Source organism: Micromonospora sp. NPDC051196, assembly GCF_040682415.1.
In the GTDB taxonomy this organism is placed as follows: Bacteria; Actinomycetota; Actinomycetes; order Mycobacteriales; family Micromonosporaceae; genus Micromonospora.
Map to the genome: position 1 here is coordinate 1,037,027 of NZ_JBFBAY010000001.1, position 17,872 is coordinate 1,054,898.

The 17,872-nt window shown below is 70.0% G+C and carries 15 protein-coding genes; 8 read left to right on the forward strand and 7 right to left on the reverse strand.

The window, feature by feature from the left end; genetic code table 11:
• Positions 1-11: 11 nt before the first annotated feature.
• The 4 genes from AB0M35_RS04770 to AB0M35_RS04785 all read right to left on the reverse strand — a co-directional run bounded on the left by AB0M35_RS04770 (position 12) and on the right by AB0M35_RS04785 (position 3,320).
• Complete coding sequence (locus tag AB0M35_RS04770; protein ID WP_363741396.1) at positions 12-884, reverse strand: amino acid ABC transporter permease; 873 nt, start codon at positions 882-884, stop codon at positions 12-14.
• Positions 884-1,558 carry an amino acid ABC transporter permease gene (locus tag AB0M35_RS04775; RefSeq protein ID WP_013732246.1) on the reverse strand — a complete coding sequence of 225 codons (675 nt, stop codon included), beginning with the start codon at positions 1,556-1,558 and terminating at the stop codon, positions 884-886. Before AB0M35_RS04775 ends, AB0M35_RS04770 begins: the two co-directional genes overlap by 1 nt.
• Positions 1,559-1,639: 81 nt before the next feature.
• Positions 1,640-2,503, reverse strand: a complete 864-nt coding sequence (locus AB0M35_RS04780) for a glutamate ABC transporter substrate-binding protein (protein ID WP_203219797.1) — start codon at positions 2,501-2,503, stop codon at positions 1,640-1,642.
• Positions 2,504-2,564: 61 nt separating this feature from the next.
• Complete coding sequence (locus tag AB0M35_RS04785; RefSeq protein WP_363741398.1) at positions 2,565-3,320, reverse strand: amino acid ABC transporter ATP-binding protein; 756 nt, start codon at positions 3,318-3,320, stop codon at positions 2,565-2,567.
• A 182-nt stretch (positions 3,321-3,502) separates the two neighbouring features.
• Here AB0M35_RS04785 and selD point away from each other — a divergent pair, with 182 nt between their 5' ends.
• The 3 genes from selD (at position 3,503) to miaB (ending at position 6,856) form a co-directional block, all read left to right on the forward strand.
• Positions 3,503-4,492 (forward strand): selenide, water dikinase SelD, encoded by a 990-nt coding sequence (gene selD, locus AB0M35_RS04790; protein WP_363741400.1) that lies wholly within the window; start codon positions 3,503-3,505, stop codon positions 4,490-4,492.
• Positions 4,493-4,706: 214 nt separating this feature from the next.
• Positions 4,707-5,186: a hypothetical protein gene (locus tag AB0M35_RS04795; protein WP_363741402.1), complete on the forward strand. Its 480-nt coding sequence runs from the start codon at positions 4,707-4,709 to the stop codon at positions 5,184-5,186.
• A gap of 134 nt (positions 5,187-5,320) precedes the next feature.
• Positions 5,321-6,856: a tRNA (N6-isopentenyl adenosine(37)-C2)-methylthiotransferase MiaB gene (gene miaB, locus AB0M35_RS04800; protein ID WP_363741404.1), complete on the forward strand. Its 1,536-nt coding sequence runs from the start codon at positions 5,321-5,323 to the stop codon at positions 6,854-6,856.
• A gap of 106 nt (positions 6,857-6,962) precedes the next feature.
• On the opposite strand, the gene AB0M35_RS04805 is transcribed toward miaB, so the two are convergent.
• Together AB0M35_RS04805 and AB0M35_RS04810 are read right to left on the reverse strand one after the other, a co-directional pair.
• A complete protein-coding gene (locus AB0M35_RS04805; protein ID WP_363741406.1) occupies positions 6,963-8,399 on the reverse strand; it encodes an RICIN domain-containing protein in 1,437 nt (478 codons plus the stop codon).
• A gap of 434 nt (positions 8,400-8,833) precedes the next feature.
• Complete coding sequence (locus AB0M35_RS04810; protein WP_363741408.1) at positions 8,834-10,042, reverse strand: DUF349 domain-containing protein; 1,209 nt, start codon at positions 10,040-10,042, stop codon at positions 8,834-8,836.
• Positions 10,043-10,363: 321 nt separating this feature from the next.
• On the opposite strand from AB0M35_RS04810, the gene AB0M35_RS04815 reads away from it, so the two are divergent.
• From AB0M35_RS04815 to dapF, 3 genes are read left to right on the forward strand one after another with little or no spacing between them, the layout of a single operon-like run.
• Positions 10,364-11,089, forward strand: a complete 726-nt coding sequence (locus AB0M35_RS04815; protein WP_363741411.1) for a hypothetical protein — start codon at positions 10,364-10,366, stop codon at positions 11,087-11,089.
• A complete protein-coding gene (gene miaA, locus AB0M35_RS04820; protein ID WP_363741413.1) occupies positions 11,086-12,000 on the forward strand; it encodes a tRNA (adenosine(37)-N6)-dimethylallyltransferase MiaA in 915 nt (304 codons plus the stop codon). The genes AB0M35_RS04815 and miaA overlap by 4 nt, the downstream gene beginning before the upstream one ends.
• Positions 12,001-12,007: 7 nt before the next feature.
• Positions 12,008-12,847, forward strand: coding sequence for a diaminopimelate epimerase (gene dapF / locus AB0M35_RS04825; RefSeq protein ID WP_363741416.1), 840 nt, complete (start codon positions 12,008-12,010; stop codon positions 12,845-12,847).
• Between the two features lie 179 nt (positions 12,848-13,026).
• On the opposite strand, the gene AB0M35_RS04830 is transcribed toward dapF, so the two are convergent.
• Positions 13,027-14,499, reverse strand: coding sequence for an NAD-dependent malic enzyme (locus AB0M35_RS04830; protein WP_363741418.1), 1,473 nt, complete (start codon positions 14,497-14,499; stop codon positions 13,027-13,029).
• Positions 14,500-14,673: 174 nt separating this feature from the next.
• Here AB0M35_RS04830 and hflX point away from each other — a divergent pair, with 174 nt between their 5' ends.
• Both hflX and AB0M35_RS04840 read left to right on the forward strand, forming a co-directional pair.
• A complete protein-coding gene (gene hflX, locus AB0M35_RS04835) occupies positions 14,674-16,116 on the forward strand; it encodes a GTPase HflX (protein WP_363741420.1) in 1,443 nt (480 codons plus the stop codon).
• Positions 16,117-16,167: 51 nt separating this feature from the next.
• Complete coding sequence (locus AB0M35_RS04840; protein WP_363741422.1) at positions 16,168-17,859, forward strand: hypothetical protein; 1,692 nt, start codon at positions 16,168-16,170, stop codon at positions 17,857-17,859.
• Positions 17,860-17,872 lie beyond the last annotated feature (13 nt).

A 17,872-nucleotide genomic window follows, 5' to 3' on the forward strand; every position in this document is an offset into this window, starting at 1 on the left:
TCGAACTCCGCTCAGCCCTGCGGCTCGACGACGGTGGAGCCGGCAGTGCCGGCGCGCTGCCGTGGCACCCGCACCCGACGGGTGCCGGTACGCCGCTCCAGCCAACCGGCGAACCAGGTGAGCATGGAGTTGATGATGATGTAGATGACCGCGATCACCATGGCTGCGGGGATGATGTTGCCGTAGTTGGCGGCGAGGTCGTTGACGCCGCGCTGGAGCAACTCGGGGTAGGCCACGATGTAGCCGAGCGCGGTGTCCTTGAGCAGCACCACCAGCTGGCTGACGATGATCGGCAGCATGGCCCGGGCCGCCTGCGGAATCAGGATCAGCTGCATGACCTGGGTCTTGCGCATGCCGATCGCGTACGCCGCCTCGGACTGCCCGCCGGGCAGGGCCCGGATGCCGGCCCGGAACGCCTCGGCCAGCACCGACCCGTTGTAGAGGGTCAGACCGATCACCACGGACCAGAATGCGGTCACCGGCTGCTTGATGACGTACGGCAGGCCGTAGAAGACGAAGAAGATCATCAGCAGCAGCGGTACGGCCCGGAAGAACTCCACGACCGCGCCGGCGGGGACGCTGATCCACTTGTGATCGGAGAGCCGCCCGACGGCGAAGATGATGCCGAAGGCGAGCGAGAGCAGCATGCCGACCCCGGCCGCCTTGAGGGTGGCCCACAAGCCCGGCAGGATGAACTGCGTCCACGTCTTCGGCTCGGCGAAGGGCTTCCAGAGCCACCCTTCCCACTGGTTCGCCTGGTCGAACTTGCTGTAGATCCAGTAGACCAGCCCGAGCAGGGCGACACCGAAGATCACGCTCAGCACGGTGTTGCGAACCTTGGCGCGGGGTCCCGGGTGGTCGTAGAGGACGCTGCTGGTGCTCATCAGCGCTTCACCGCCAGACGGTTGGCCAGCCAGCCGAAGAAGTAGCCGGTGGGAATGAGGATCGCGGCGAACGTGCCGGCGAAGACCAGGAAGATCGGGATGACCGCGTCACCGTTGAAGTTGATCAGGTCCTTCATGACGCTGGAGGACTCCATCAGCCCGATCGTGCCGACGATCGTGGCGTTCTTGCAGAGCGCGATCAGGATGCTGCCGAACGGCGCGATCACCGAACGCGCGGCCTGCGGCAGCACCACGATCCGCAGGGTCTGCGCGAAGGTCAGCCCGATCGCGCGGGCCGCCTCGGCCTGCCCGGTCGGCACCGTGTTGATGCCGGAACGGACCGCCTCGCAGACGAACGCCGCGGTGTAGGTCGACAGGCCGATGACCCCGAGCCAGTAGATGTTCAGGAAGAGATCCTGCGACAGGCTCAGCCCGAGGGTGACGAACAGGCCGAAATAGCAGAAGAAGATGACCAGGGTCAGGGGGGTGTTGCGGAAGATGTTGACCCAGGCTGCGCCGAAGCCGCGCAGCACGGGTACGGGGGAGACCCGCATCGCGGCCAACAGCACGCCGAGCACCAGCGCGCCGACGGCGGACGCGCCGGTCAGCTTGAGGATCCAGAGGAAGCTCGACACGAACGCGTCGAAGTTCTTCGGATCAGAGAATACGTGCATGCTTCGGCTCCCGGGGCACGTGTTGGCGGCCGGTGACAGGCCGGAGCCGGCACCCACTCAGGATGCCGGCTCCGGAACCGGTCATGCGCCGCAGTGGGTCAGCTTGGTGGTGTCCAGCTCGGGCGCGGGGGTGCCGCTCTTGCCCAGGGTGGCGTCCCAGGCGGCCTTGTAGCTGCCGTCGGCGGCGGCGGCCTTGAGGATCTCGTTGACCTTCTCGCAGCCGGTGGTGTCGTCCTTCTTCAGGCCGATGCCGTACGGCTCGTCCGAGAAGGTGCTGCCGACGACCTTGAACTTGCCGGCGTACTGGTCCTGCGCGGCGTAGCCGGCGAGGATGATGTCGTCGGTGGTCACGGCGTCAACCTGGCCACCGTCGAGCAGCGGCAGGCACTTCGAGTACGAGTCGAACTGCTGCAGCCGGGCGTCCGGGTAGTTCTCCTGGATCCGCTTGGCCGGGGTCGAGCCGCTGACCGAGCAGACCGTCTTGCCGGCCAGCTGGTCCGGGCCGGTGATGGTCGAGTCGGACTTGACCAGCAGGTCCTGGCCGGCGATGTAGTACGGGCCAGCGAAGTTGATCTTCTGCTTGCGCTCGTCGTTGATGGTGTAGGTGGCCACCACCAGGTCGACGGTGCCCTGCTCGATGAAGGGCTCACGGTTGGCCGACACGGTGGTCTTCCACTCGATGTTGCCCGCGTCGACGCCGAGGCCCTTCGCGATGATCTTGCCGATCTCGATGTCGAAGCCCTCGTACTGGCTACCGGTCTGCAGACCCAGGCCCGGCTGGTCGGCCTTGACGCCGATGACCAGCTTCTTCTGGCTCTCGGCCTTGCCGACGATGCCGGTGGCGCCGGTGCCGCTGCCGGCCTCGTCGCTGTCGCCGCCACAGGCGGCCATGGTGACCGCAAGACCGGCAGCAGCGGCGATTGCCGCCATACGCTTCATTCGCATACTTTGTTCTCCTTCTGGAACGGGAGCCTGCCGGGTCACGGCCTACTCCGCTACGGACCGCCTAGTGCGTGAGAATCTTGGAGAGGAAGTCCTTGGCGCGCTCGCTGCGCGGGTTGGCGAAGAATTCCGCCGGAGTCGCGTCCTCGACGAGCTTGCCGTCGGCCATGAAGATGACCCGGTTGGCGGCGTGCCGCGCGAAGCCCATCTCGTGGGTGACCACGACCATGGTCATGCCCTCGCGGGCGAGCGAGGTCATGACATCCAGCACCTCGCCGACCATCTCCGGGTCCAAGGCGCTGGTGGGCTCGTCGAAGAGCATCGCCTTGGGCTGCATCGCCAGCGCGCGGGCGATCGCGGCGCGCTGCTGCTGGCCGCCGGAGAGTTGGGCCGGGAACTTGTCGGCCTGGTTGGCGATGCCCACCCGGTCGAGCAGGGCCAGGCCCCGCTCACGGACCGCGGCCGGCTTCTCCTTGCGCACCTTGATCGGGCCGAGAGTGACGTTCTCCAGGATCGTCTTGTGCGCGAAGAGGTTGAACGACTGGAACACCATGCCGACCTCGCTGCGCAGCCTGGCCAGTGCCTTGCCCTCGGCCGGCAGCGCCTGCCCGTCGAAGGTGATGGTGCCGGAATTGATCGGCTCAAGTCGGTTGATCGTGCGGCACAGGGTCGACTTGCCGGAGCCGGACGGGCCGATGACCACGACCACTTCGCCGCGACCCACCGACAGTGAGACGTCGTCCAGCACGTGCAGCGGCCCGAACCACTTGTTGACCGAATCCAGCACGATGAGCGGTTCGCCCGTCGTCACGTCGTCCACCGTCCCCCTCGTTACTTTCGGGGTCGGTCGACCCCTGGATAGCGGCCACTGTAGGCGGGGCGACGTGGCAGAACACAACTCAGATGGTCACGGAGCGGTAACACCGTTGCGGATCGCGCCCCGGCGTCCGAAATTGCCCGCTCCGGGTGGCGTCTCGGGCCGGTGATGTAGATCATGTGATGGTGACCGAGCAGGTGCGATTGACCAGGTACGCCCGGGGTGGCGGATGCGCGTGCAAGATTCCGCCGGGTGAGTTGGAGGCGATGGTGGCCGGTCTCGGCCCCGCCGTCAGCTCGGCAGATCTGTTGGTCGGGCTGGAGCACGGCGACGACGCCGCGGTGGTCCGGCTGGACGCGCAGACCGGTGTGGTGACCACTGCGGACTTCTTCACCCCGGTGGTCGACGACGCCTACGACTGGGGCCGGATCGCCGCGACCAACGCGCTGTCGGACGTGTACGCGATGGGCGGCCGGCCGCTGGTCGCTCTCAACCTGCTCTGCTGGCCACGCGAGGTGCTTGCGCTGGAACTGGCGCGGGAGGTGCTGCGTGGTGGGCTGGACGTCGCCCGCGCCGCCGGCTGCCACCTGGCCGGTGGGCACAGCGTCGACGACGACGGCCCCAAGTACGGCCTGGCGGTGACCGGGCTGGTCCGGCCGGACGAACTGATCACCCTCGACGCCGGGCGGGCCGGGCAGCCCCTGTCGCTGACCAAGCCGCTCGGCATCGGCGTACTCAACACCCGGCACAAGAACACCGGGGAGAGCTTTCCCGAGGCGGTCGCGGCGATGACCACCCTCAATCGGGAGGCGGCCCGGGCGGCGGTGGCGGCCGGGGTGCGGTGCGGCACCGACGTGACCGGATTCGGTCTGCTCGGCCACGCCTCGAAGCTGGCCCGCGCCAGCGAGCTGACGGTGGCCATCGACGTCGACCGGGTGCCCTTCCTGGCCGGCGCTCGGGAGGCGGCCCGGGACGGGTACGTCAGCGGTGGCTCGCGCCGCAACCTGGAGTGGGTGACCCCGTGGACCGACCTGGACGCGGCGGGTGAGATCGACCGGCTGTTGCTGGCCGACGCACAGACCTCGGGCGGCCTGCTGGTGGCCGGGGAGATTCCCGGCGCACCCGTGATCGGTGAGTTGCTGCCGCGCGGCGAGCACCTCGTCGTACTGCGCTAGCGGCGACGCTCGGGCGGCGAGCCGTGCCGTTAAGCGTGCACGATACCCGATAAACTGTCACCTTCCCGCTACCCACGGCGATGTGGTGCGGGGGAAATTTGCCCAGAATGGTCACAGACCGGTAACTTGCCCCTGCCTGAGGGCAAATGCCCCCCACCATCGTGGGTAGGGCCCGATCCCGAGGCCCCTGGGACGAGCACAGCGAGGAGGCGGCATGACCGAGCTGTGGAACTGGAGAATCGACCAGGTACGACCGGTGGAGGTCTACCCGGCGCTGGCCGATGCACTCGGTCGGGTGGTGATGCCCCTGGCCGTCGCGGACCCGACGCGGCTGCCCACGTACGCGGTGGTCTGCGACGTCTGGCAGGCGCCCGGGGAATTCGCCACGATCGTGGACTGTTACGGCGTGCCCGACGGCCTGCCCGAGCTACCCAGCATCGCGGCACTGGCCCGGCTGCTGGACCGCAACTGCCTGTTGCGCGACGACACGCTCGACGACACCCGGCACCTGTTGGTCGCACCCGACGGCAGCATCCGCCCGGTGCACTTCGACGTCCGGGAGACCGACGACGGCGAGGTGCTCAGCGACCGACGCCTGTGCACCGAGGCCGACCCGCGCTGCCGAGGCTGGTCACGCTGCCACCGTTCCCGCTGGGCTCCGGACTCGGTGAATCCGGCCCTCGCCGCCGCCTGAGCGTTAAGAAGGGGCCCTTCCTCTACCGCAGGCGTTAAGAAGGGGCCCTTCCTTACCGGGGACGGTTGGTGCGTCGGCACACGGTTCATCCTCGTTCCGTCCTATCCCATGGTGCCGGATACGCTGTGCACGTCATGACTACCGCAGCGGCGGGCAGCCCGCGCACCTATCAGGTGCGCACCTACGGCTGCCAGATGAACGTGCACGACTCCGAGCGCATCTCCGGGCTGCTGGAGCAGGCCGGTTACGTCCGTGCGGGCGAGATCGACGACTCTCCGGACGTGGTGGTGTTCAACACCTGCGCGGTCCGGGAGAACGCCGACAACCGCCTGTACGGCAACCTCGGGCACCTGCGTCCGGTCAAGAACCGGCATCCGGGGATGCAGATCGCGGTCGGTGGCTGCCTGGCCCAGAAGGACCGGGGCGAGATCGTCCGCAAGGCGCCCTGGGTCGACGTGGTCTTCGGCACGCACAACATCGGATCGCTGCCGGTGCTGCTGGAACGGGCCCGGCACAACGCCGCCGCCGAGGTGGAGATCCTCGAATCCCTCGACGTGTTTCCCTCGACCCTGCCCACCCGTCGGGAGTCGACCTACGCCGGCTGGGTGTCGATCTCGGTGGGCTGCAACAACACCTGCACGTTCTGCATCGTGCCGTCGCTGCGCGGCAAGGAGAAGGATCGCCGCCCCGGCGACATCCTCAGCGAGGTACGCGCCCTGGTCGATGAGGGCGTGCTGGAGGTGACCCTGCTCGGGCAGAACGTCAACTCCTACGGCGTGGCGTTCGGCGACGCTGGCGAGCCGAACTGGAAACGCAGTGGTGACCGGTCCGCTTTTGCCCAGTTGCTGCGGGCCTGCGGTGACATCGACGGGCTGGAGCGGGTGCGGTTCACCAGCCCGCATCCGAAGGACTTCACCGACGACGTGATCGCGGCGATGGCCGAGACGCCGAACGTCTGCCACTCGTTGCACATGCCGTTGCAGTCCGGCTCGGACGACGTACTGCGTGCGATGCGCCGGTCGTACCGAGCCGAGCGGTACCTGGGCATCATCGACAAGGTTCGTGCGGCGATGCCGGACGCCGCCATCACCACCGACATCATCGTCGGGTTCCCCGGCGAGACCGAGGCGGACTTCGAGCGCACCCTGGACGTGGTCCGGGCGGCCCGGTTCTCCTCCGCCTTCACCTTCCAGTATTCGAAGCGCCCCGGTACGCCCGCCGCGACCATGGACGGCCAACTGCCCAAGCAGGTCGTGCAGGAGCGCTACGAGCGGCTGATCGCCTGCGTCGAGGAGATCACCTGGGCGGAGAACAAGAAGCTGGTCGGCGAGCCGGTCGAGGTGCTCGTCGCCGTCGGGGAGGGCCGTAAGGACGAGCGCACCGGGCGGCTGTCCGGGCGGGCCCGCGACGGTCGCCTGGTGCACTTCGACGCCGGCTCCTACGCCGGGGCGATCCGTCCGGGCGACATCGTGCACACCGTGGTCACCTACGCCGCGCCACACCACCTCAACGCAGACGGGGAGCCGCTGTCGCATCGGCGCACCCGGGCCGGTGACGCGGCCGAGGCCGGGCGGCCGGCGCGTACCCCCGGGGTGTTGCTCGGCCTGCCCACCATCGGTGCGCCGGCCGCGCCGCCCGCACCGACGACCGGCTGCGCCGTCTCCCACTGAGCCGACCGTGGGCCGACGGCGCCCGGCACATGCGCTGAGCCGGCGGACCGGGCCCACGCGCTGAGCCGGTCGGGGCCCGGCGGACCGGGCCCCGACCGCCCTGCCGTCAGACCGAGATACGGCCGGCGCCCGCGCCGCCCGTCACGATCGACTTCACGCTGCTCGCGTTGTCCAGGGTGTAGCCGTACGGGATGCCGGCCACGCTGCCACCGGCCTGCCCGCTGCCCGAGTTGACGAAGTGGTTGTTGCGGGCCACCAGGGCACCCGGCCCGGAGTCGCCCTCACCCCGGTGGAACGGGTCCGGGGTGTTCTCGAAGTAGTTGCCCTCGACCAGCACACCGGCGTTCATCGTGGACGCCACTCCGTAGCCACGCACGTTGCTGTAGAAGTTGTTGTAGACGTGCACCGGGTTGCCGAAGCGGACCCGCGGGTTGCGCTGGTTGCTGCCGTCGAACCAGTTGTGGTGGTAGCTGACGCGCAGCTTGCCGATGTCCTGGCTGCCGTTGTCGTCACTGTGCCCGAGCAGCATCGCCTTGTCGTGGCTGAAGATCCGGTTCCACGAGACGGTGATGAAGTCGGAGCCCCGCTTGATATCGACCGCACCGTCGTAGCCGCTGCTGAAGGTGTTGTGGTCGACCCAGATGTTGGTGGCCGACTGCTCGATGTTGATCGCGTCGTCGCCCCAGTTCCGGAAGGTCAGGTTGCGGATGATCACGTTGCGGTCACCGTTGATGGTGAAGCCGCAGCCGGCGATCGTGGCGCCCGCGTTGCCGAGGATGGTCTTGTTGGACCGTACCCGCAGCATCCCCGAGCAGTTGATGGTGCCGGAAACCCGGATCACCGCCGCGCTGGTGGAGTTCAACGCGCTGGTCAGCGCCGAGGCGCTGGTGACCGTGGTGGTGCCGGCACTGCCGCCGCCGGTGGTGCCGCCGTTCTGGGTGGCCCAGCCGACCAGTCCGGTCTGCGGGCCCGGGTTGGGTGGGGGAGTGGTACCGCCGCCGCCCAACCTGACCAACTGCCAACGCTGGTTGGCGCCGTCCAGGTCCGCGTACTGCGAGACGACGCCGCCGTCAGCGGTCGACCACTGCCACACTTCCAGGGCCTTGTTGCTGTGCCGGTTGATGAACCGGACGTCGCCGTTGGCGGAGTCCGCGAGCCGCCAGTGCTGCTTGGTGTCGCTGCTCGCGGTGACCTGGGTGACCTGCACACCATCGTTGGAGTTGGGAACGGTGACGACCTTGCCGGAGTGCCGGTTGCGCAGTTGGTAGTAGCCGCTGCCCACGTCGACGAACTGGAACTGCTGGTTGTTGCCGTCGGTCCGGGTGAACTGCCGCATCTCACCGCCGTCGGCGGTGGACCAGTTCCACAGGTCCACCGCCTTGCCGCTGTTGCGGTTGACGAACACGTAGTAGGCGCTGGTGTCCACGGTGGCGGCCGAAGCCGGGGCCACCGCCACCGCGACCACCGCCGCGGGCAGTGCGACCGCCGTCGCGGCCAGTACCGCCAGTCGCCGGGTCAGGCGACGCTTGACGATTGCAAGCACGGTCAATCTCCTCATCCTCTGGATACGCGGAACGGGTCGGACGACGCGCGTCGCGGCGTCGCGGACCGGCTGCCGGCACCGGCGGCGGACGAGTCCGTGACGCGGGCAGCCACGGCGGCTGTGGAGGGTGGTGAAGCGCCGTGGCGTACGCCTGGATGCGTCATCCCGTCAGGTCGGCAGGAGTACGCCCGGCATCGGAGCCTGCCGTGCCCAGCGGCAGCGATGCCGTTGGCGGTCGCAGAGTTGCGTCCTGCCGTCGGATGAACTGGTCGGAACGGCTCCCGTGCCCACCCATGGAGGGCAAGCGCTTTCCTCAGGTAATCACAGATCGGCGTCGATGTAAATGTCGAACGCTAACATCGCCGTGACCAGCGGCATGAGAAACGGAAAGCCCCCGGTTCCAGGTGCGGAACCGGGGGCGTCCAGGGTTCAGCTCAGCCGGCCTGCTCCGCCAGCGTAAGGAACTGGCGCTTGGAGGCGAGGGCCTGCTCGGCCTCCTTGACCCGCCGGGCGTCGCCGGCGGCCTGAGCCCGCGCCAGCCGTTCCTCGGCCTCGGCGACCTGGGCCCGCATCTGCGCCAGCAGCGGGTTGTCCTCCCGGCTGGTCCGGCGCCACGCCGAGTCCATCACCTCGCGGACCTTCTCGTCGACAGCACGCAGCCGGCGCTCCAACCCGGCAGCCGCCTCGCGGGGAACCCGACCGGCCTCGTGCCACTGCGCCTGGATCTCCCGCAGCTTGGCCTGGGCGCCCTTCGGGTCGCCGTCGACATCGAGCGCCTCCGCCTCGGCGAGCAGCGCCTGCTTGCGTTCCAGGTTGGCACGCTGCTCGTTGTCCCGTGCCGAGAAGACCTCGCTGCGGCGGGTGAAGAAGGCGTCCTGCGCGGCGCGGAACTTCTCCCACAGTCGCTGCTCGGCCTCCTTCGAGGCACGCGGTGCGGCCTTCCACTGGTTCATCAGGTCCTTCAGCTGGTTGGCAGCCGAAGCCCAGTCGGTGGAGTCCTTGACCTTCTCGGCCTCGGCGACCAACTCCTCCTTGACCGTCTGCGCCTGCTTGCGCTGCGCGTCCAGGGAGGCGAAGTGTGCACCCCGACGGCGGGTGAAGCCGTCACGGGCGGCGGCGAACCGCTTCCACAGCTCACCGTCGGTCTTCTTGTCGACCCCCCGGATGGTCTTCCACTCGTCGAGGATCTCCTTGAGTCGATCACCCGCGGTCTTCCAGCCGGTCGACTCGGCGGCCAGCTTCTCCGCCTCCTCCACGAGTGCGGTCTTGCGGGCCAACGCCTCGCTGCGGGCCGCCTCCTTGGCGGCCTTGGCCTCGCCGGCCTTCTCCTCAGCCACCGTGGCGAGCTTGTCCAACCGCGCGGCCAGCGCGTCGATGTCACCGACCACGTGCGCGTCGGCCAGCGAGGCGCGAATCCGTCGTACGGTGGCCAGCGAATGGTTGGCGTCCGCGGCGCCGGAGTTGAGCCGTGCCTCAGTGAGGTTCACCTCGGTCACCAGGTCGGCGAAGCGGCGGGCGAAGTGTGCCAGCCCCTCCTCCGGTGCTCCCGCCTGCCAGGATCCGACCACCCGCTCGCCCTCGGCGGTCTTGACGTAAACGGTGCCGTCCGCGTCCACCCGTCCGAAGGCAGTCCAGTCGCTCATGTGCCCATCCTCGTTCTCCCGGTGCCCCTGGGAGAACTCTCTCCCGGGCACCGCCACGGCGCAGCCAAGTTTCTCCGGGCATTGTCACAGGTACGCCCCGGTCCGCGTCGAGCGCCTATCGCCGACCGTGACCATACGGTGTCCTAGGCGGTCCGTGGCATCATCCGGACCGGCGTGCCGTTGCGTACCGTCGGTGCAGCGCCGCTCGTCGCTGCGGCCACGCCGCGCCGGCGCCGCATCAGGTGGCGCTGTGGCAGCTCAGCGGCCTTGGCGGCGACCTCGGGTGCACCGCCGACGCGGCTCGACCGATACGGTTGCCGGGTGCCACTGGTCGCCGCCGCCGTCTGCCCGCACCCGCCGCTGCTGGTCCCCGAGGTCGCAGGTGCCGCCGCCGCAGAGTTGGACGATCTCCGTCGGGCCTGCGACGCGGCGGTCACCCGTCTGGTCGACTCGGGCGCCGCCGAGGTGTTGGTCGTCGGTGACGGTCCGCAGACGCTTCGTTACGGCCCGCCCTTCCATGGTTCGCTCGCGCCCTACGGCTTGCCCGTCGAACCGGCGTTCGGTCGGCTCCGCACCGGCGGTCGGCCCGATCTGCCGCTGAGCCTGACCATCGGCACGTGGCTGCTGGGCCGTGTCCGGTCGGGCGTCGACCGACCAGCGGTGCCCGGCATGTACGCCCTGGCGAGCCAGACCGACCCGGCGGAGTGTGCGGCGTTCGGTGCCGGCTGGGGCGGCGAACGGGACTGGGCGCTGCTGGTGATGGGTGACGGGTCGGCCTGCCGGGGCGAGGGAGCGCCCGGTTACGCCGACCCACGCGCCGAGGCGTACGACGTGAGGGTCGCCGATGCCCTGGCCGACGCGGACATCGACACCCTGCTCGGCCTGGACCCGGAGCTTTCGGCTCAGCTGCGGGTCGCCGGCCGGGCACCCTGGCAGGCGCTGGCCGGTGCGGCCCGCGCCGCCGGCGGCGACTGGTGGGGCGAGCTGAGCTGTCACGTGGCGCCCTACGGGGTCGCCTACTTCGTGGCCAACTGGGAACGGCCGTGACCCCGGGCACGGTGGTCGCCGTGGTGGGACCCACGGCGGCGGGAAAGTCGGCGCTCAGCATCGCCCTGGCCCACGCCTTGGACGGCGAGGTGGTCAACGCCGACTCGATGCAGCTCTACCGGGGGTTGGACATCGGCACCGCCAAACTCACCGTCGCCGAACGGGAGGGTGTGCCGCACCACCTGCTCGACATCTGGGAGGTCACCGAGCCGGCCAGCGTCGCCGAGTACCAAGGGCTGGCGCGGGCTGCGGTCGACGACATCCTCGCCCGGGGGCGGGTGCCGTTGCTGGTGGGCGGGTCCGGGCTGTACGTGCGGGCGGTGCTGGAGCAGTTCGAGTTCCCCGGCACCGATCCGGTGCTGCGGTCGCGGCTGGAGAGCGAACTCGCCACCGCCGGGCCGGCGCCGCTGTACGCGCGACTGCGCGAGGCCGATCCGGTGGCGGCGGCCAGCATCCTGCCCGGCAACGGTCGGCGGATCGTCCGCGCGCTGGAGGTGATCGAGCTGACCGGGGCTCCGTTCACCGCCGCGTTGCCCGAGCCGACGCCTTACTACCCCGCCGTGCAGATCGGCGTCGACCTGGACACCGCCCGGCTCGACGAGCGGATCGCCGTCCGGGTGGACCGGATGTGGGCCGACGGACTGGTCGCCGAGACGCGGCGGCTGGTCGGGCATGGCCTGCCCGAGGGGCGTACGGCCAGCCGGGCGCTCGGCTACCAGCAGGTGCTGCGCATGCTGGCGGGAGAGCTGACCGAGACCGAGGCCCGCGACGACACCGTACGGGCGACCCGGCGGTTCGTCCGCCGCCAGCGTTCCTGGTTCCGGCGTGACCCGCGGGTGCACTGGCTGAACTCGGCCGAGCCGACACTGGTCGAGGATGCCCTGCGGATCCTCGGTGACGCTGCGCGATGATGGAGCCGTGAAGTTCACCAAAGGGCACGGCACCGGCAACGACTTCGTGATCCTGCCCGACCCGGACGGCGCGTTGGATCTGACCCCGGATCTGGTGGCCGCGATCTGTGACCGACGGCGGGGCCTCGGCGGCGACGGCGTGCTGCGCGTGATCCGGGCCGCGAAGCATCCCGACGGTGCCGCCCTGGCCGGCGACGCCGAGTGGTTCATGGACTACTGGAACTCCGACGGCTCCTTCGCCGAGATGTGCGGCAACGGCGCTCGGGTCTTCGTCCGCTTCCTGCTGGAAACCGGGCTGGCCACGCCGGTGGGTGGAGCCCTGCCGGTGGCCACCCGGGCCGGTCTCGTGCGGGCCCGCCTCGACGGCGAGGACATCGCCGTCGAAATGCGCAGACCCCGGCTGTACGCGACCTCCACGGCCGCCCTGGGCGGGCTGACCCTGCCCGGCACCGCGGTGGACGTCGGCAACCCCCATCTGGTCTGCCCGCTGCCGGCCGGGCTTGAGCTGACCGGACTCGACCTGACCCGGGCGCCCGGATTCGACCCGGCGATCTTCCCGGCCGGGGTGAACGTCGAGTTCACCGCCCCCGCAGAGCCGCTCGACGGCGTCGACGGGCACGTGTTGATGCGGGTCTACGAACGAGGCTCCGCCGAGACGTTGTCCTGCGGCACCGGCGCCTGTGCCGTAGCCGCTGTCGCCCTACGCGAGACCGCCCGAGAGGTCGGCACGGTAGCCGTCGACGTCCCCGGCGGCCGCCTCACCGTCACCCTCACCGACGACTCCTGCTGGCTCTCCGGCCCCGCCCTCCTGATCGCCACCGGCACCCTAACCCTCCCCACTCCCTAACCCGCGCCCCTCCCTCCCCGTCCGCCCCTCCCTCCCCGCCCCACGTCGATCTTGCACTTTCGGTCGTCGGATTGCCCTATTCCAGGCGATTTGTCCCGACAGAAAGTGCAAGATCGACGCGGAGAGGGGCGCCGCGGTGTAGCGGGGCGGTGGGGTGGGGTGGGGTGGTCGGGGGTGGGTTAGGGGGTGGCGGAGGCGTTGGCGGCGATCTCGGGGAGGTCGGCGGGGCCGGGGTCGGCGGCGGGTGGGGGAGTGCTGGCGGGGTTCTGGGCGGCGGCGCGGACGGCGGCGGCGACCGCCGGGGCCACCCGGGAGTCGAAGACGCTCGGCACGATGACCGTTGCGTTGATCTTCTCCTCGCCGACCACGTCGGCGATGGCCTGGGCGGCGGCGATCGCCATCTCCTCGGTGAACTCCTCGGCGTGCGCGTCGAGCATGCCCCGGAAGACGCCGGGGAAGGCGAGCACGTTGTTGATCTGGTTCGGCTGGTCGGAGCGGCCGGTCGCCACCACGGCGGCGTGCTTGCGCGCCTCCCGCGGGTCGACCTCCGGGTCCGGGTTGGCCAGCGCGAAGACGATCGCGTCCTTGGCCATCCGCGCGATGTCGTCGCCGGTGAGCAGGTTCGGCGCGCTCACCCCGATGAAGACGTCGGCACCGTCCAGCGCCCCGGGCAGGTCACCCGAGTAGCCGTCCCGGTTGGTGTTCTCGGCCAGCCACTGCCAGGCCGGGTTGAGGTCGGCCTGGCCGCGGTGCAGGGCACCCTGGCGGTCGTACGCGATGACGTCGCCGACGCCCTGACGCAGCAGCAGTTTCATGATCGCGGTGCCGGCGGCACCGGCACCGGAGACGACCACCCGTACGTCCGCGAGTCGCTTGCCCACCACGCGCAGCGCGTTGGTCAGCGCGGCCAGTACGCAGATCGCGGTGCCGTGCTGGTCGTCGTGGAAGACCGGGATGTCCAGCGCCTCGCGCAGCCGTGCCTCGATCTCGAAGCAGCGTGGCGCCGCGATGTCCTCCAGGTTGATCCCGCCGTACGCGGGCGCGATCGCCTTCACGATGGCGACGATCTCGTCGGTGTCCTGGGTGTCGAGGACCACCGGCCAGGCGTCCACCCCGCCGAAGCGCTTGAACAGGGCCGCCTTGCCCTCCATCACCGGCAGCGACGCGGCCGGGCCGAGATTGCCCAGCCCCAGCACCGCCGAGCCGTCGCTGACCACGGCCACGGTGTTGCGCTTGATGGTCAGCCGGCGGGCGTCGGCGGGGTTGTCCGCGATCGCCTGGCAGACCCGAGCCACTCCCGGGGTGTACGCGCGGGACAGCTCGTCACGGGTACGCAGCGCGACCTTCGGACTCACCTCGATCTTGCCGCCGAGGTGCAGCAGGAAGGTGCGGTCGGAAACCTTGCGCACGTCCACGCCGTCGAGTGCCCGCAGCGCGTCGACCACCTGGTCGGCGTGGCCGGCGTCGGCGGTGTCGCAGGTGAGGTCCACGATCACGTGGTTGGGGTCGGAATCGACCACGTCCAATGCGGTGACGATCGCTCCCGCCTCGCCCACCGAGGTGGTGAGACGGCCGATCGAGGAGGCATCGGCGGGCACGGCGATCCGGACCGTGATCGAGAATCCGGCACTGGGCAGTCGGGTGATGGCCACGCAGGTCCCTCCGTCGGCGCTGAACGGCTCATGGAATTTCTACCCGCTCTACCTGGGCGTCTGGCAGCCGCCCCCAATTGTGCCGCTTTGTGGGCTGGGCATATAGCGGGTGCGACTGGCGTTGTCACATGACAGGATTGCTTGGTACACGAACAGTTCGGACAGGAGAGACGCTTGCGAGACCAGGAGACCTACGTTCCCAACGACGAACTCGACACGACCACCGGTGAGTACGAACTCTCCGAGCGGCAGGCGTTGCGACGGGTCCCCGGCCTCTCCACCGAGCTGACCGACGTCACCGAGGTCGAATACCGGCAGCTGCGACTGGAGCGGGTGGTCCTGGTCGGCGTCTGGACCGAGGGCACCCAGACCGACGCGGAGAACTCGCTCACCGAGTTGGCCGCGCTGGCGGAGACCGCCGGCTCGCAGGTGCTCGAAGGGCTCATCCAGCGACGCACCCGGCCCGACCCGGCCACCTACATCGGTCGCGGCAAGGTCGACGACCTCGGCTCGGTGGTGCTCGCCGCCGGCGCCGACACGGTGATCTGCGACGGTGAGCTGTCCCCGTCCCAGCTGCGCAACCTGGAGCAGCGCACCAAGGTCAAGGTGGTCGACCGCACCGCGCTGATCCTCGACATCTTCGCCCAGCACGCCAAGAGCAAGGAGGGCCGCGCCCAGGTCGAGCTGGCCCAACTGGAATATCTGCTGCCCCGACTGCGCGGTTGGGGTGAGACGCTGTCCCGGCAGACCGGTGGTTCGGGTCGCGGTGGCGGTGCCGGTGGCGGTGTGGGTGTTCGTGGCCCGGGTGAGACCAAGCTGGAGACCGACCGGCGGCGGATTCGCCACCGCATCGCCCGGCTGCGCCGGGAGATCAAGGCCATGAGCACCGTACGCGAGACCAAGCGGTCGCGTCGTTCCCGCAACGCGGTCCCCGCGGTGGCCATCGCCGGCTACACCAACGCCGGCAAGTCGAGCCTGCTCAACCGGCTCACCGGTGCCGGCGTGCTGGTGGAGGACGCACTGTTCGCCACTCTGGATCCGACCACCCGCCGCGCCACCACCTCCGAGGGGCGGGTCTACACCCTCTCCGACACCGTCGGTTTCGTCCGGCACCTGCCGCACCAGATCGTCGAGGCGTTCCGCTCGACGCTGGAGGAGGTCGCCGAGGCCGACCTGGTGGTGCACGTGGTCGACGGCACCCACCCGGATCCGCAGGAGCAGGTCCGGGCCGTACGGGAGGTGCTGACCGAGGTCGGCGCCGACCGGCTGCCCGAGCTGCTGGTGGTCAACAAGACCGACGCGGCCGACGAGGAGACGCTGCTACAGCTCAAGCGGATCTGGCCGGAGGCGGTGTTCGTCTCCGCGCACAGCGGGCGCGGCATCGAGGAGCTGCGCGCGATCATCGAGCAGCGGCTGCCCCGCCCGGCGGTCGACGTGCGGGTGGTGCTGCCGTACGACCGAGGTGACCTGGTGGCCCGCGTGCACCGGCAGGGTGAGGTGCTCAGCACCGCCCACCTGGCGGAGGGGACGATGCTGCACGTACGGGTCAATGAGGCTCTCGCGGCCGAATTGGCCCCATACCGCGACACGGTGGAGGCGGTCCATACCGCCCGGTAAGGCTCCTGCGGCGTCACCCGACGGAAACTTCCGGCATGCGACACTTCTTTCATGCTCCGCACTGTTTCCTCGGTCACGGTTGCGCTCGGCCTGCTCGGGGCCACCGTGGCAGCCACCGGTGCCGCCGTGACGGCACCGTCGCCTGCCTCCGCCGTGCTCGGGTCGCCGCTGGCGAAGGCGGGTAAGAAGCAGTGCACCGTCACCGATTCGCGGTTGCGGGAGATGTCCGGTCTGGTGGTAACCCGCAACGGGTACATCGTGATCAACGACAGCACCGACCAGGACGACCGCAAGCGGGTCTTCTACCTGAACAAGGACTGCCAGGTCGTTCGCGACGTCGGCTATTCCGGTGGGGGGCCGTTCGACACCGAGGATCTTGCCGTCTCGCCGGACAAGAAGAAGCTGTGGATCGCCGACACCGGCGACAACGTCACCAGCCGGCAGCGCCGCGAGCGGGTGGCGGTCTGGAGCATGCCGGTCGACGGCAGCAAGCAGCTGGTCCTGCACCGGCTGTCGTACCCCGGCGGTAAGCCCCACGACGCCGAGGCGTTGCTGATCGGCGACGACAACCTGCCGCTGATCATCACGAAGGTCACCGCCGGCAAGGCCGAGATCTTCGCTCCGGACGGCCCGTTGAAGACCGGCGACACCGAGCCGGTGCCGATGAAGAAGCTCGGCGACATCACGTTGCCGAAAACGGACACCGAGAACCCGCTGAGCACCTTCGGCCGCGTCGCGATCACCGGTGCCGCCCGGTCTCCGGACGGTTCCCGGGTCGTGCTGCGTACCTACGCCGACGCCTTCGAGTACGACGTCCAGAACGGCGACATCGTCGGTGCCCTGACCACCGGCACGCCCCGGGTCACCGCGTTGGCCGACCCGTTCGGTGAGGCGATCGCGTACTCCACCGACGGGAAGACTTTCCTGACCGTTTCCGACGCCGGTCACCTGGACGACGACGAACCGATCGACATTCTCAGCTACACCCCCTCCACGGAGGGCCCGAAGAAGCTGGCCGAGGATCCGGACGCGGCGAAGAAGTCGGCCGGTCAGTCGTTCATCGACGGGTTGACCCTCAACGACATCACGTACCTGATCGCCTCCGTGGGCGTACTCGGTGCGCTGCTGGTCGGCGCGGGCATCTTCGGAATCCTGCGGGCCCGCAAGCGGCCGGCGCCGGCAGGCAAGGGGCGTGACCGGGACGACGACGGCCCCGGTCCCGCCGGCAGGGCCGACGATGGTACGGCCAACGACCGCGCCCGGCCTGGTGGTGTGTACGGCGGTGGTGCCCCGGCCGGTGGTGTGTACGGTGGCGGCTCGCCGAACGGCGAACGACCTGGTGGTGCCCGGTCCGGGCCGGTCTACGGGGGGCGTGCCGGCGGCAACGGTGCCCGTCCGGGCGGTGGCGGTGTATACGGCGGTGGCGGCCGTACCGGCGAGGGTGGGCCCGGCAACGGTGGTCGGCCCGGCGGCGCTCGATCGGCCGGCGGTGGTGGTGGCGTGTACGGCGGTAGCGGCCGTTCCGGCGGCCCGCCCGGTGGCGGTCGCGCCGAACCGCCCCGTGGCGGTGGTCGTGCGGAGCCGCCCCGCGGCACGGGCCGCGCCGAGCCGCCCCGGCGGGGCGGTGGCCCGGCCGATCCCGACTACCGCGGCCGACGCTCCGGCCGTTACCGCGAGGACAACTCTGAGCCGTACGGTCAGCCGCCCGGCAGCACCTACGGCTACCGGGGCGACCGGTACTGACCCTGCGGCCAGC